The sequence below is a fragment of the Nonomuraea sp. NPDC049419 genome, assembly GCF_040676995.1.
GTDB lineage: Bacteria > Actinomycetota > Actinomycetes > Streptosporangiales > Streptosporangiaceae > Nonomuraea > Nonomuraea salmonea.
The window spans coordinates 221,628-235,868 of the sequence record NZ_JBFAQB010000012.1; the positions used below are offsets into that span (position 1 = coordinate 221,628).

Annotated in this window: 11 protein-coding genes; 2 read left to right on the forward strand and 9 right to left on the reverse strand. The window is 72.0% G+C overall.

Features of this window, described 5'->3' with window-relative positions:
- Positions 1–10: 10 nt before the first annotated feature.
- Positions 11–1,330, reverse strand: a complete 1,320-nt coding sequence (locus AB0K12_RS30930; RefSeq protein WP_364568889.1) for an MFS transporter — start codon at positions 1,328–1,330, stop codon at positions 11–13.
- 88 nt (positions 1,331–1,418) lie between these two features.
- Complete coding sequence (locus tag AB0K12_RS30935; RefSeq protein ID WP_364568892.1) at positions 1,419–2,429, reverse strand: hypothetical protein; 1,011 nt, start codon at positions 2,427–2,429, stop codon at positions 1,419–1,421.
- A gap of 258 nt (positions 2,430–2,687) precedes the next feature.
- Here AB0K12_RS30935 and AB0K12_RS30940 point away from each other — a divergent pair, with 258 nt between their 5' ends.
- Positions 2,688–3,539 carry an IclR family transcriptional regulator gene (locus tag AB0K12_RS30940; RefSeq protein ID WP_364568895.1) on the forward strand — a complete coding sequence of 284 codons (852 nt, stop codon included), beginning with the start codon at positions 2,688–2,690 and terminating at the stop codon, positions 3,537–3,539.
- Here AB0K12_RS30940 and AB0K12_RS30945 read toward each other — a convergent pair.
- Positions 3,514–4,353, reverse strand: a complete 840-nt coding sequence (locus AB0K12_RS30945; RefSeq protein WP_364568898.1) for an SDR family oxidoreductase — start codon at positions 4,351–4,353, stop codon at positions 3,514–3,516. The genes AB0K12_RS30940 and AB0K12_RS30945 overlap by 26 nt on opposite strands.
- The gene (locus AB0K12_RS30950; protein WP_364568901.1) at positions 4,353–5,657 is read right to left on the reverse strand and encodes an AMP-binding protein; all 1,305 of its coding nucleotides are present in this window, start codon (positions 5,655–5,657) and stop codon (positions 4,353–4,355) included. The genes AB0K12_RS30945 and AB0K12_RS30950 overlap by 1 nt, the downstream gene beginning before the upstream one ends.
- 272 nt (positions 5,658–5,929) lie before the next feature.
- Between AB0K12_RS30950 and AB0K12_RS30955 the strand changes: the two genes are divergently transcribed.
- Positions 5,930–7,039, forward strand: a complete 1,110-nt coding sequence (locus AB0K12_RS30955) for an alcohol dehydrogenase catalytic domain-containing protein (protein WP_364568904.1) — start codon at positions 5,930–5,932, stop codon at positions 7,037–7,039.
- A 47-nt stretch (positions 7,040–7,086) separates the two neighbouring features.
- Here the strand turns inward: AB0K12_RS30955 and AB0K12_RS30960 are convergent, their stop codons facing one another.
- From AB0K12_RS30960 to AB0K12_RS30980, 5 genes are all read right to left on the reverse strand, one after another.
- Positions 7,087–8,337 carry a pectate lyase gene (locus AB0K12_RS30960; protein WP_364568907.1) on the reverse strand — a complete coding sequence of 417 codons (1,251 nt, stop codon included), beginning with the start codon at positions 8,335–8,337 and terminating at the stop codon, positions 7,087–7,089.
- Between the two features lie 401 nt (positions 8,338–8,738).
- Positions 8,739–9,707, reverse strand: coding sequence for a CapA family protein (locus tag AB0K12_RS30965; RefSeq protein ID WP_364568910.1), 969 nt, complete (start codon positions 9,705–9,707; stop codon positions 8,739–8,741).
- Between the two features lie 354 nt (positions 9,708–10,061).
- Complete coding sequence (locus tag AB0K12_RS30970) at positions 10,062–10,745, reverse strand: protein-L-isoaspartate(D-aspartate) O-methyltransferase (RefSeq protein ID WP_364568912.1); 684 nt, start codon at positions 10,743–10,745, stop codon at positions 10,062–10,064.
- A gap of 292 nt (positions 10,746–11,037) precedes the next feature.
- Positions 11,038–12,498, reverse strand: a complete 1,461-nt coding sequence (locus AB0K12_RS30975) for a glycoside hydrolase family 43 protein (RefSeq protein WP_364568914.1) — start codon at positions 12,496–12,498, stop codon at positions 11,038–11,040.
- Positions 12,499–12,679: 181 nt separating this feature from the next.
- Positions 12,680–14,167: an alpha/beta fold hydrolase gene (locus AB0K12_RS30980; RefSeq protein WP_364568917.1), complete on the reverse strand. Its 1,488-nt coding sequence runs from the start codon at positions 14,165–14,167 to the stop codon at positions 12,680–12,682.
- Positions 14,168–14,241 lie beyond the last annotated feature (74 nt).

Genomic DNA, 14,241 nt, shown 5'->3' on the forward strand with positions numbered 1-14,241 from the left:
CCCGGCAGGCTCAGGACTCCGACGGCACGGCCACCGCACCGGGCTCCTTCTCCTCGGGCCGCACGGTGGCGTACCTGATGCCCAGCACCGCGAGCAGGCTGACCAGGCCGGGCACGCACAGGAAGAGCGCGACGGGCGTGGAGGAGCCGCCGGCGGCGTAGAGGGCGGGGTAGACGGGGGTGAGGGCGCCGGCGACGGTGCCGCCCACCGCGTATGCCACCGAGATCCCGCTGTAGCGCACCTCGGTCGCGAACATCTCGGTGAACAGCCCGCCCTGCGCCCCCGCCATGATGCCCTGCACGATGGCCGCCACGAGGAACGCCACCAGCGCGAGCCCGGCGTTCCCGGTGTCGACGAGGGCGAACATGGGCACCGGCCACACCACGGCGGTGATCGCGCCCGCGATGTAGAGCCGCTTGGCGCCGAACCGGTCGGACAGCAGCGCCGAGACGAGGATCGCCAGGATCCACACGGAGGTGGAGGCCAGGATGAGCGTGAGCAGCGTGTTCCTGGCGTACCCGACGGCGGAGGTGCCGTAGGTGAGCATGTAGACGGTCACCGCGTAGCCGACGGCGGGCGGGGCGATCGCGGCGAGCCCGCCGAGCACCAGGTTGCGGGGGTGGCGGCGGAGCAGCTCGGCGAAGGGCACCTTGGTGACGGTCTGCCGCTGCTTGGCGCGGGCGAACTCGTACGGCTCCGACAGCCGGATCCGGACGATGAAGCCGATGACGACGAGCACCGCGCTCAGCAGGAACGGGATGCGCCAGCCGGTGGAGTAGAAGGTCTCGTCGTCCATGCCGGAGACGGCGAGGAACGCCAGGTTCGAGGTGAGCACGCCGATGGGGACGCCGAACTGGGCGAAGCTGCCGTAGACCGCGCGCCGGCGCGGGGTCGCGTTCTCGGTGGCGATGAGCAGCGCGCCGCCCCACTCCCCCGCCACGCCGAACCCCTGGATGAGGCGGAGCGAGACGAGCAGCAGCGGCGCGCCGATGCCGAGCGCGGCGAACGTGGGCAGCACGCCGATGAGAAACGTCGAGCCGCCGGTCAGCAGGAGTGACAGGACGAGCATCGACTTGCGGCCGATCCGGTCGCCGAAGTGGCCGATGACGGCCGCGCCGATCGGCCGGACGATGAAGCCGGCGGCGAACGCCGACAGGGAGGCGAGCGTGGCGGCGTCGGGATCGGACTCGGGGAAGAAGAGCCGGGGGAACACCAGCGCCGCCGCGGTGCCGAAGATGAAGTAGTCGTACCATTCCACCGACGTGCCGATGAAGCTGGCCGCGAAGACGCCTCTCATCGACCTGGGCTTGGACGTGCCGTTCTGGGCCATGGCTGTGCTCCTCGGAGCAGGGGGGATCGTCTCACCGTATTCGGGCTCGCGCCGCGCGTCGTGCGTCTTCCGCGGCACGCGGGCTACGTCATGTGTCGCGGTTCCGCTCGACCGGGACGGGCGTGCCCGACCAGCCGGAGAAGACCCGCGCCACCATGGAGATGCCGGCGTCGGCCGCACCCGCCACGACGATCGGCAGGTGCCCTGGGTCGCCGCGCCTGGGCAACGGGGACGACGCAGGGGCGCACCGCGCGGTCAGCAGGGCGCGTACGTCGTCCTTGCTCATGCCGGCTCTGGCCAGCAGCCGCGCGTGCCCGGGGCAGAGCAGCACGGCGGCTCCTGCGTGCCGGGAGGTCCAGCCGCCGATACGCGCGATCGCCCGGGCCAGCTCGGCCATCAGCGGGCCCGCCGCGGTGTCGGGCCCGCTGTCCGAGCCGCCGGCGAACGTGCTGGTGTCGACCAGGATCGCGGAGACCGCGTCGGTGCCCGCGGGCACGCCGCCGTCGGCGCTGAGCGGCGGCCAGGGGCTGTCCTCCTCGTTCTCGGCCACGCACATCGACCACCGGCCGGGCAGGACGCCCGGTGCGGGGCGGTCGAGGCCGTGCGGGACGACGCCGAGCGCGTTGCGGACGGTCAGGCCGATCGCCCGCGTCACGGTGGTGCTGGGGCGCAGGCCCTGGGCGGGGCCGGTGAAACCGAGGCGGTGGCGTACGGGGCCGTTCACCACGATCATGCGGGCCGGGCCGCTGCTGCTCTGCCAGCCGCCGCCGACGTCGGACCGCTCGCCCATGAGCGCGTCCCAGGCGGCCAGCACCACGGGGAAGTGCTCGGGGCGGCAGCCGGCCATGACCGCGTGCACGGCCGCCACCTCGACGGTGACGGGGCTCTTGAGCTGGTCGAGCCGGCCGATGTCCTGGTCGGGCGGCCGGTGCGTGGTGGCGAGCAACTCGGCCACGCGGCGGGGGGTGGCGGGCACGAGGGGCAGCCGGTCGCTCCAGCCGTGCTCGTACATGAAAGCGACCGCCCGATACGCCGCCTCCCACTCCTCACCGGCCACCTCGACCGCGGGATGTGGCGGGCCGTGAATTCGGTCGGACATCCTGCTCACACCTCCTGTCCGGTGCAATTTAGAACGCGTGGGCGGCCCGGGTGACCGCGCCTTTCATGACGCGGAAGGATCGCTGGAACCGGGCGCAGGGGCGGGCCGGCGAGCGGGAAGAATGGCCGGACGGAAAGGCGGTTTCCACGTAAGGGAAGGAAATGTCGCGATAAATGTGTCTACTATCGGTGACTTGTCCCTTTGGGTAGCCTGGGGTAACACCTACGTAACCCGATATACGGACAGGCAGGTGAGCAGGTGACCGTCCTGGCAGACCGGTCCGTGGAATCGCATCGCCTGACATCGGCGCAGCGGGTGCTGTCCATCCTCGGCGCGTTCGACGCCGAGAACCTGGCGCTGTCGCTCAGCGAGATCAGCCGCCGGGCCGGTCTCACGCTCAGCACCACCCACCGGCTGCTCAACGAGCTGCGCTGCTGGGGCGCGCTCATCCGGCACGGCGACGGCAAGTACAGCATCGGGCTGCGCATCCTGGAGCTGGGCACGCTGGCGCCGCAGGGCGGGCAGCTGCGCGAGATCGCGCTGCCGTACCTGCACGACCTCCAGCACGCCGTGCGCGCCAACATCCACCTCGGCGTGCCCGACGGGCACGACGTCATCTACGTCGAGTCGCTGCGCGCCCGCGACACCGTCCCCGTGCCGAGCCGGCAGGGCGGGCGCTGGCCGCTGCACGCGACCGGCACGGGGCTGGTGCTGCTGGCGCACTCCTCGCAGGAGTTCCAGGAGGAGGTGCTCGCCTCCGAGCTGCGCGGCTACACCGCGAACACGCTGACCGACCCCGACGAGCTGCGCCGTTTCCTCGCCGAGGTGCGCAGGTCGGGGGTGGCCGTCGTGGAGAGCCAGCTCACCTACGGGGTGATGGCGGTGGCCGTGCCGATCAGGGGCGCCCGCGACCGGGTGGTGGCGGCGGTCGGCATCACCGTGCCGAGCGGCTCGGCGTCCCCGCGCTCGCTGATCCCGGCGATGGCGACGACGGCGCGCAGCATCTCGCGGGCGCTCGGCGCCCCCTCGGCGGGCGCGCCGGTGCCGCGCCCGCACTGGCGGGTCCGCGAGGCCACCCGCCCGCTCACTCCCCCTGGGGTACCGAGGTGACCGGCTCGGTGTCGTAGCGATGCGGAGGGCCGCCGTCCACGGCCAGGATGTGGCCGGAGATCCACCGGGCGCGGTCGCTCAGCAGGAACAGCGTGGCGTACGCGACGTCCCACGAGGTGCCCTCGGTCTTGAGCGAGGTGCTGAGGCGGCGCGGCTCGCGCAGCGACTCCGGCATCGGGCCGCGCGCCGCGAACGCGCCCCAGATCACGCCGACCTGGACGCAGTTGACGCGGATGCCCTGCGGGCCGAGCGAGGTGGCGGCGCCCTCGGTGAGGTTCTCCAGGCCCGCCTTGGCGACGGAGTAGATCATGCCGGGGCCGCGTGAGCGAACGGTGACCGAGGAGACGTTCACGATCGCGCTGCCGCGCGGCAGGACGGGGACGGCGTGCCTGATGATCGACCAGGCCGACCTGAGATTGACGGTCATGAGCCGGTCGTAGTGCTCGGGCGTGGTGTCGAACAGGCCGCTGCGGTCGCCGGCCGCGACGCAGTTGACGACCGCGTCCAGTGTGCCGAACGCGCCGACGGTCTCGGCGACCGCTCCGGCGCAGGCCCGGTCAGAGGTGACGTCGGCGATCACGGGGACGGCGGCGCCACCCTCCTCGGTGATCAGCTTGACCGTACGGCCGGCGGCGCCGGCGTCCCTGTCCAGCACCGCGACGCGGGCGCCGTGCCTGGCCAGCACCCGGCAGGTGGCGTACCCGACGCCCGGGAACGCCGTGCCCTGCCCACCGCCGGTGACCAGCGCCGTCCGCCCGGCCATCCACCGGGCATCAGCGCCGGCGAACGGGTCGGTCAGGGGATCGGCGGTCATCACGTGGCCTCGGCCAGCGGGGTGACGCGGGTCAGGCGGGACTTCATCTCGGTGCGTTCCAGCGAGCCCGGTGGGACGAGCGTGACGGCCGCGCGGACGGTCAGGCGGGCGCGGATCAGCTCCTCGATCTCCCTGCGCAGCCCCTCGGGGTCGCCGGGCGCGTCCCCCAGCTCGACCTCGACCCGCAGCGGCGGCTCCACCCGCGGGCCAGGCCCCGGCAGCACGATCTGCGCCACTCCGTTCGTCCGCGGATGCAGGTCCTGGACGAGGTCGCGCACGGCGGTCGGGAACACGTTCACCCCCAAAACGATCAGCATGTCGTCGGTACGCCCCACACACCGGATCAGCGGCGCCCCGTCACGGTCGAGCCCCGTGACCAGCACCCGGTCCCTGGTGCGGAAGCGCACCAGCGGGCAGCACTCGCGATTCACCGACGTGTAGACCAGCTCACCCGACGCGCCCGGCTCAGGGATGACGGGCTCGCCGTTGTCGGGGTCGATCAGCTCCACCAGGACGTGCCTGCCACCGGTGAAGCGCATGCCGGCCGCGCCGGGCGGCTCGGCGAACAGGACCGGCGCCATGTCGGCGTTGCCGAGCCCCTCGGTGATGCGGGCGTCCCACTCCTGCTGCAGGTGCCGCCGGAACGCGGGCTCGCCGCCACCCGGCTCGCCGCCCACGAAGATCTTGCGGATGCCGAACTCGCGCGGGTCGCGGCCGAGCCTGCGGACGTACTCGGCGAGGTAGCGCACGTACGAGGGGGTGGCGTGCAGGGCGGTGACGCCGAGCGAGTCGAGGGCCTGCACCGCCTTGTCGGAGTTGCCGGTGCCGATGGGGATCATGGTGGAGCCGATGCGCTCCAGCGCGTCCCTGATCGGCAGCCCGCCCACGAACAACGTCAGCCCGGCCCCGTGCAGCACGACGTCCTCGCGGGTGGCGCCCATGGTGGTGAACGCGCGGGCGGTCATCTCGGTCCACGACTCGGCGTCGCGGCGGGTCACCCCCACCCAGCTCGGCTTGCCCGTGGTGCCGGTGGAGGCGTGCACCCTGATCACCTCGGCCATGCCGACCGCGGCGTGCCGGCCGAGCGGCGGCGCGGCGGCCTGCGACTCGCGCAGCGCCTGCTTGTCGGTGAACGGCAGCTTCCGCAGGTCGGACAGGGACACCAGGGCAGCGGGGTCGATGCCGTGCGCGGCGAACAGGTCGGCGTAGAACGGCGAGCGGGCCGGCAGCCCGGCGAGTTGCGTGAGGAGCATCGCGGTGACGGCGTCTCGGTCCTCGGGCGCGACGAAGCCGGGTGTGGTCACGTGGTGTCCTTCCGGTGAGGGTGTCGGCGGCCACAGTGCCGACAGGTGTGCGCGGGCCTTCCGGGGACCCCACTATGCCGAGGTGGCGCGGAGGTGATCGAGCGGACTTTCGCGTCGCGGAAGTAAATGGCTCATGTGACCATGAAAGCGGCTTTAGGGCATATGCCGTACAGGGCGGCTCGGGGCTTTCCGCGAGGCGGAAGCGGCGTCGCAATCGGCGGTGGCCGCCGTCATCCTGTCAGGCAGCGGACGACCGGCCCTTCGGAGAGAGCATGGCGGAAACCGTACGCGCGGCCGTACAGATCGCTCCTCGCAAGATCGAGGTACGCGAGTTCCCACGACCGCGGATCGGCCCCGACGACGGTCTGCTGCGCATCGAGGCCAACGGGATCTGCGGCAGCGACGTCGAGACGTACAGGGGCCATCTCGGGTCGATGTTGCAGGACGAGCCGCAGCCCTTCGTGCCGGGGCACGAGCCGCTCGGCATCGTCGAGGAGGCCGGCGAGCGCGCGGCGGCCCGGTGGGGCGTGCAGCCCGGCGACCGGGTCGCCGTGGAGATCGTCGTGCCGTGCCACGCCTGCCGCCGGTGCCTGTCCGGCGCGTACCAGTACTGCCCCCACATCAGGCACGGCCACGGCATGACGCCCGTGGACGAGGCCCCGTCACTCTGGGGCGGGCTGGCCGAGTGCATGTACCTGGCGCCCGGCACGATCCTGCACCGCGTCGACAACACGCTGCCCGTCGAGGTGGCGGCGCTGTTCAACCCGCTCGGCGCGGGCGTGCGCTGGGCCTGCCACCTGGGCGGCGCCGGGCTCGGGGACACGGTGCTCGTCCTCGGCGCCGGGCAGCGCGGCCTGGCCTGCGTCATCGCCGCCCGCGCGGCCGGCGCCGGGACGATCATCGTGACCGGGCTGGAGTCCGACGCGCACAAGCTGGCCCTGGCCCGCGAGTTCGGCGCCGACCACACCATCGTGGCCGGCGCCGGGGTGGACACCGTCGAGCGGGTGCGGGAGCTCACCTCGGGCGCGATGGCCGACGTCGTCCTGGAGCTGACGCCGATGGCGGCGGAGCCGGTCGCGGACGCGCTGCTCGCGGCCCGGCCCGGCGGGCGGGTGGTGCTTGCCGGCCTGAAGGGGAGCCGCGACATCCCGGTGCGCACCGACGTGATCGTCAATCGCGGGCTGACCGTCGTGGGGGCGTTCTCGGTGGACAACCGGGCCTACGCCGAAGCCATCGGGCTCATCGAGGCGCGCCGCCATCCGCTGGAGAAGCTGCACACGCACTCGTTCGGGCTGGACGACACCGTGCTCGCGTTCGAGACCCTCGGCGGCGAGGTGCCCGGGGAGGACGCCGTCCACGTGTCCGTGCACCCGAACGGCTGAGCCCGGCCGGGCGGGCGCCCTCACCCGCCCGCCCGGCTCGCGATCTGCTACCGGTAGGTGATGTCGGAGTCCCGGTAGAGGCAGTGGGTGCCGTCAGGGCCCGAGCCGAGCTTGGTGGGCTCCTGACCCTTCGGCACGCCCTTGTAGCGCTCGCAGATGGTGGCGCTGCCGTACACCGTGATCCGGCTGAAGCGGGCGGTGTCGCCCCAGTTGGAGTTGATGCCGGCCAGCACCTTGGTCGAGCGGGCGGTGATGCCGTCCATCACCACGTGCCGCTGGTAGGAGGACGAGCAGTTGCCGCACGCCCGGTAGAGCTTGCCGCTGTTGTGCACCTGGAAGTTCTTGATGGTCAGCGTGCCGGCGCCGTTGTGCTGGAACACCTTGTCGGAGCCCGACTTGGCGCCGCCGCCGTCCACCAGGTAGGTGGCCGAGGAGCTGGAGCTCTTGAACGTGGCGGCGTCCTCGCCGACGTCGTTCCACCAGACGTTGCGGATCGTGCAGGAGCCCTCGCAGTGGATGCCGTCACCGGCGGGGGCGTCGATGATGACGTTCTGGATGGTGCCGCCGTTCGGCACGACGAACATCGGGTCCTGGCTCTCGCTCTGGCCGCCGTCGCCGATGCCGTAGTAGCGCTTCATGCCGCCGTCGAAGAACGAGCCCAGCTCGCGGGTGTCGGTCAGGTGCACGCTGCCGGTGTCGGACGGCCACGAGCCGCTGCCGTCACCGCCGCCGGGCGGCGGCGTCACGGTCGGGGTGGGGTTCGGGTCGGGGTTGCCGCCGCCGGCCGCCCTGAGCGTCCACTGCTTGGTCGACACCGAGTCGCAGGAGTTCTGCTGGAGCAGGGCGCCTGAGGAGGTGGAGTTGTCCTTGACGTTCAGGCACTTGCCGCCGTTGGCGTTGACCACCCGGTAGTTCGAGCCCGACTCGGTCAGCTGCCAGCTCTGCGACGACGCCGAGCTGCAGGACTCCTGCTGCACGGCCTTGCCCGCGCTGGTGGAGCCGTCCTTGACGCCGATGCACTTGCCGCTGTGCACGGCCTTGATCTGGTAGCCGCCGCCCGTCGAGGTGACCGCGAACACCTGCCCCGACCCGCCCGAGCAGCTGGCCTGGGCGAGCTGGACGCCGTCGCCCGTGCTCGCGCCCGGCACCGCGGCGCACAGGCCGCTGCCCGCGTTGACCAGCGTGTAGTTGCCGTTGGACGGCGCCGCCGAGGCGGCGGTGGCGAACCCGGCCACCAGCCCGCCGCCCGCCACGAGCGCCGCCGCCAGCACGACGCTCAACCTTCTGTCTTTACGCACGGTGAACTCCCCTTTCGACGAACTGCATGGGGCATCGAGCGCGCGCCCGGTGATCGCGGCGCCGCCTCGGGATCGGTCGGAATGCGCTTACCGACTTACGGTAAGCGCTTTCCCAACCGCAGGAGCAGTGAAGCACAGCCCCGCAACCCCGCAAAGGACACTCCCTGCGAGGAGCGGCGCCTTTCCAGGTCAGAGGGTGTGCGGGAGTTGCAGAGCGGCGCTGAAACTTTCATCGCCCCCGGCATGACGGCGTTGTGGGGCGGCGTTGTGGGGCGGCGTTGTGGGGCGGCGTTGTGGGGCGGCGTTGTGGGGCGGCGTTTCCCTGAGAGGGACGACCTGGCTGTGACCCGGGGTCTGGTCAGACGCCGAGTCCACCCGCCCGGCAACCCGGTGGGCTCTTGTCAGCGGAGGTCGACGGTGAGGACGTCGTCCTCCCAGACGGCGTCCGTGCCCAGGGCGGCGCAGGCCGCGGTGAAACGGCTGGCCAGCCAGGCCCGTTCGGCGCCCCTCGCCAGCGTCGTCCGGCAGTAGTCGAGCTTGAGCGGCACCGCGCGCAGCCGGAGCGGCCCGAGGTCGTCGCAGGTGACCAGGAACAGCAGCGACAGGTCGTTGCGCAGGTCGGGGTCCACGGCGTAGTCGTCGATGAAGTCGCCCATGTCGTACATGACGGGCGGCGCCACCCCGTGCGGGACGTGCGCGGAGTGGCCGGCGATCAGCGTGGCACCGGCGCCGGTCAGGATGCTCGCGGCGGTCCGCATGTACGGGAGCGGCTCGGTCGTCATGTTCGGCCCCCAGTGCGGGCTGACCAGCACGACGTCCGCCTGCGCCCGCGCCCTCGCCACCACGTCGATCAGCCAGGCGGGCACCCCGGACAGCAGGTCGGCGTGTGCCACGCCGGGCCGGTCGGGGGTGGCGGCGTAGTCGCCGGGGTGGTCGGTGACGGAGACGACGGCCAGGCGCAGGCCGTTGATGTCGATCAGCACGGGTTCGCGGGCCCGTTCGAGATCGGGGCCGGCACCGGCGGTGTGAATCTCGACCCGCGCGAGGTGGGCGCAGGTGTCCAGGAGCGCGTCGTGGCCGAAGTCGAGCGCGTGGTTGTTGGCGAGCGTCACGCAGCCCACGCCCAGCTCGGCCAGCAGATCGGCGGCCCTCGGCGGGGCGCGGAAGTGGAAGATCTTACCCGGCGCCGCCCACGGGGTGCCCCGATCGGACACGCAGCACTCGAGGTTGAGCAGCGTGAGGTCGGCCTCGGAGAGGTACGCGCGAACCGCGTCCGACACGTAATCCCCGGGGTCGGCAGACTTCGCCAGCAGGTCGGCGACACCCCGGCCGAGCATCGTGTCCCCCGCCAGCGCGAGCGTGACGGCCACCTCGCTCCCCTTCCCACCCCACCACCCCCAAACCCCTCCCCCGGCCGCCCACCCGCCACGCGACCTGGGCTTCCCTGGGCTGACGGGCCCCCGCCCCCTCCTCAGCACCCCCGTGTGGGAGTTGCGGTGGGGCTGGCCCTACCGAGGAGCGGGGTGGCGGCCGGCATCGAGGCGGCGCAGGTGAGGTACGGGGCCAGCGCCTACCGCGTGGTCTACCGCGCCGTGGACGCCAAGGGCCGCGCCACCGCCGCCAGCCGGCTCGTCGCCTCCCCCAACGACCGGCGTGCCCCGACGCGGGCAGGGTGGATCACAACCAGACCGCCCGTGAGGCGCTGCCGAAGGTCGTCGCCGGCTTCACGGGCCGGGGATGAGCGGGACGAAGGACGCGGGGGTCAGCTCGCGGAGGCTCGCCAGGCGTCCGCGCTGCTTGGTGAAGAGGGTGACGATGTCCGCGATCTGTCCCGTGACGGGCATGACGAGCCGGCCGCCCTCCGCCAGCTGCTCGGCCAGGGCGGCGGGGACGTGCGGGGCGGCGGCGGAGACGATGACGGCGTCGTAGGGGGCATGCTCGGGCAGCCCGGCCGAGCCGTCCCCGACCAGTACCTCGGCGCCGGTGACAGCGGCGGCGGCCAGGTTGGCGCGGGCGTGCGCGGCGAGGTCGGGCAGACGTTCGATGGAGTGGACGTGCCTGGCGAGCCGGGCCAGCAGCGCGGTCTGGTAGCCGTAGCCGGTGCCGATCTCCAGCACGGTCTCGGCGCCGGTCAGCCGGAGCGCGTCGATCATCTGGGCGACCAGGGACGGCTGGCTGGTGGGCTGGCCGTGGGCGAGCGGGATGGGCACGTCCAGGCATGCCTGCCCGGCCGAGCGGAGCGGCACGAACAGCTCGCGCGGCGTGGCCGCGATGGCCGCCAGCAGGCGGAGATCATGGATCCCCGCCCGCTCGGCGGCCGTCACGAGCTCCAGGCTGCGGCAGTCACCTTCGGCCGCCGCGACCAGCTCCTGCGCACGCGGATCCCCCGCCCGCCGCGCCGCCCTCATCAGGCCCTGCAGACGAGACTCCCGCGCACGCCGCGCCGCCGTCATGGGGTCCCCCGGATGGAAAGAGCGCCCGTCGCCGCCATCAGCCCCTCCGCCGTCGGAAGAGTGCCGGTCACCGCCATCAGCCCCTCCGCCGGGCGAAGGGTGCCGGTCATCACCATCAGGTCCTCCCCCGTGCCGGAGGGATGCCGGTTCAGAAGGGGCGTCGCCTCCGGCGGCCCCTCCCCAGCCAGGAAGGGGACGGACGGGTGGCGTAGGACGTCCCTCCTCACCCGCCCCCTACCCGGGAGGCTCAGCCCGAGACGCGGCGCCAGGTGGCGTCGGCGCGGCTCTGCGCGTCGGTGATCGGGTCGAGGCGGAGGAGGTAGTCGTAGTGGCGCAGGTAGCGGTCGGGGTAGTTGACCGACTGGTACGACGTCCACGACGCGTCGGCAAGCCCCGCCACGGGCCGGAAGGTGGCGTCGGAGGCGAAGGTGCCGGTGCCGTCGTCGGCGGCCAGGCTCAGGTCGAAGCCGTAGTGCCGCAGGTAGTAGCCGGGGTAGTTGACCGAGGCGAACGACACGGTGCCGGACCCGCCGGCCAGTCCTGGCACCAGGCGGAACTGGGCGTCCTGGGCGGGGCTGACGTTCGCGTCGATGCGCACGTCGAAGTCGGCGTGCCGGATGTAGCGGTCCTGGAAGTTGTAGGACTGGATGCGGCTGGCGGGCACGCTGCTCCCCCAGCGGCCGAGCACCCGGCTCTCCTCGGCGGCGGTGAGGTTGAGTATGGAGCCGTGCCGCTTGCGGTTGCCGCCCATGGCGTAGTCGGAGCGGGTGCGGAAGTTACGGGTGCTGCCGAGGTCGGTGGAGGTGATGGGCATGTAGCCGCGCCCGGTGGCGAACTGGTCGAGCCACAGGGCCCACTCGTCGCGCTCGTTGAAGCGCGCCCACATGGGGCCTTCGACGACGGTGCCGCCGCCGGTGCCGTTGGAGATGCCCATGTGCGACAGGTTGCCCAGGGTGGTCCAGGTGCCGAGGATCGAGTCGGCCGCCTCGATGGTGATGTGACCGTCGGCGGAGGCGCGGTAATAGCGGTGGCCGCCGACGCTGTTGGGCACCTCGATGATCTGGGTGTCGATGAGCCCCTGGGTGCCGCCGCGCTCGATGTAGAGCTGGGGCGTGGTGAAGGAGCGGAAGTCGCTCGTACGGACATACCAGATGCGGTGTTTCGTCACTCCGTTGCGCGCCGAGTTGGTGGCCCAGTAGAGCACGTAGTCGCCGGTCGCGGCGTTGTAGATGGCTTCTGGCGCCCAGGCGTTGCCTGCGCCGGGGATGGCGCCGGCGACGTTGATGAGCCAGGGGGCCGACCAGTTCACCAGGTCGCGCGACTCCCAGACGACGAGGGAGGTGCTGCCCCGGTTGGCGGCGTCGTTCCATGAGGTGCCGCTGGCGATGCGCAGGTCGGTGGCGACGATCCAGTACCGGTCGCCGGACGGGGAGCGCACGATCGAGGGGTCGCGGACGCCGCGCGTGCCGATCGTGGAGCGCAGGACGAGCTGGCCGTTGTTGAGGTCGGTCCAGTGCAGGCCGTCGTCGCTGTGGGCGAGGTAGATCTGCTCGCCGTTGGCGGACTCGCCGGTGAAGTGGGCCATCAGGTAGCCGGTGAACGGGTCGAGCGCGGCGGCCCGCTTGGGAGCGACGGCGGCCAGGCAGGCGAGCAGGAGGCAGGCCACGGTGAGCACCACGGCCGTCCTGCGGGGCAGGGTCGCGTACATGCGTCTCCTTCGGAGGGGGTATGACGCTTCTGTTAGCGCTAACATTCCTGCGCCGCCGGAAGGGGACTCACATCGGCGGCGCCCTCAGTGTGATCGCTAACATCGGGGCGGTCAATGGCCCTCTCACAAACGAACGGGGCCGCGCGGTGTACCGCGCGGCCCCGTCTGCCGGACGACCGGCCTAGCTCTTCGGCTCCGGCTCCTCGGCCGGGCAGGTGGTGCCCCGCTTCGGCACGGTCAGCGAGATGAGGTAGCCGTCCATGGCCTTGGTGGTGCACTCGGTCATGCCGTAGATGCCGTGCCCCCACCCTTCGTACGTCAGCAGCGTCGCCTTGGAGCCGAGCTGCCTGGCGACGTTGGCCGACCACCGGTACGGCGTGTCGGGGTCGTGCCTGGACGTGCCCACCAGCAGCGGCGCGCTGCCCTTGTAGCGCAGCCGGTGCTGCGGGTTGGTGACCGGGTGGCCCTGGCAGATCGGCATGTCGCCCATCGGCATCGGGTTGTAGCGGACGTCCGGCGCCACGGCGTTGGAGGCCCGCATCACGGCGGCGTACTCCTTGTAGTCGCGCAGCCCCAGGTTCCAGTCCTCGCACAGGATCGCGGTGGGCAGCTCGGCCCACTTGCCGCTCACCGGCCCGTTGCCGGGCGGGCGCGGCATGTCGTCCGGCACCGGCCCGCCGTCCAGGGCGAGCAGCACCTGGGCCTCCAGGTGCCAGTCGGGCGCCTCGTTCATGATGACGGCCAGCCAGAGCAGGTTGTGGGCGCTGACCTTGTCGTCGCCGCCGGGCCAGACCAGCTCGCCGCGCTCGGCCTTGGCCACGACCTTCTTCCACAGAGCGCGGATGTCGCGGCCGTGCAGGGCGCAGCCGGTGTCGCGCCGGCACCAGGCGATGAACTCGTCGAAGCTGTCCTGGACGGTGGCCGCCTCGGTGACCTGGAACGCCTTGACGTTCAGGCTGTGGTCCATGTTGCTGTCGAGCACCATGGCCCTGATCCGGTCGGGGAACATCTCGGCGTACATCTGCTGGGCGAGCGTGCCGTAGGAGACGCCGTACGAGGTGAGCTTCTCGTCGCCGAGGGCGGCGCGGATGGCGTCCATGTCGCGGGCGACGTTCTTCGAGTCGAGGTGGTCGTAGACCGGGCCTGTGCGCTTGCGGCAGTCGGCGCGCAGCTTCTTGTCGAAGGCGACCCACTTGTCGAAGTCGGCCTGGCTCTTCATCACCGGGTAGGGCATCTGGTTGTAGACCGAGGCCGAGCAGGTGACCGAGCCGCTGCGGGCGACGCCGCGCGGGTCGTAGCTCACGATGTCGAAGCGCCGCTGGATCTCCTCGCTGAATCCGGTGGGGCGCAGGATGCCGTCGACGCCGGAGTTGCCGGGCCCGCCGGGGTTGGTCAGCAGCGAGCCGATGCGCGCGGCGGAGTCCTTGGCCTTGCGCCTGGCCAGCGCGAGGTCGATGGCCGGCCCGTTGGGCTTGGACCAGTCGACCGGCACCTTCAGCGTGGCGCACTCGACGCTCGGCTCTTCCTTGCACGGCCGCCAGGTCACCCCGCGCTTGCCGACCGCGTTCGTGACGTCCTTGCCTGTCACGGTCGCGGCGGCGATGGGAGCGGTCAGCACCGTTCCCATCATCACGAGCGCGGTGGCGAGCAGGGAGGTCTTTCTGAGCACGTTTCTCCTAACGTCGGCGCCCCTTCGTGATCAATGACCCACGAATCTAACAGCTACAGAAGGGGCCTTTAGTA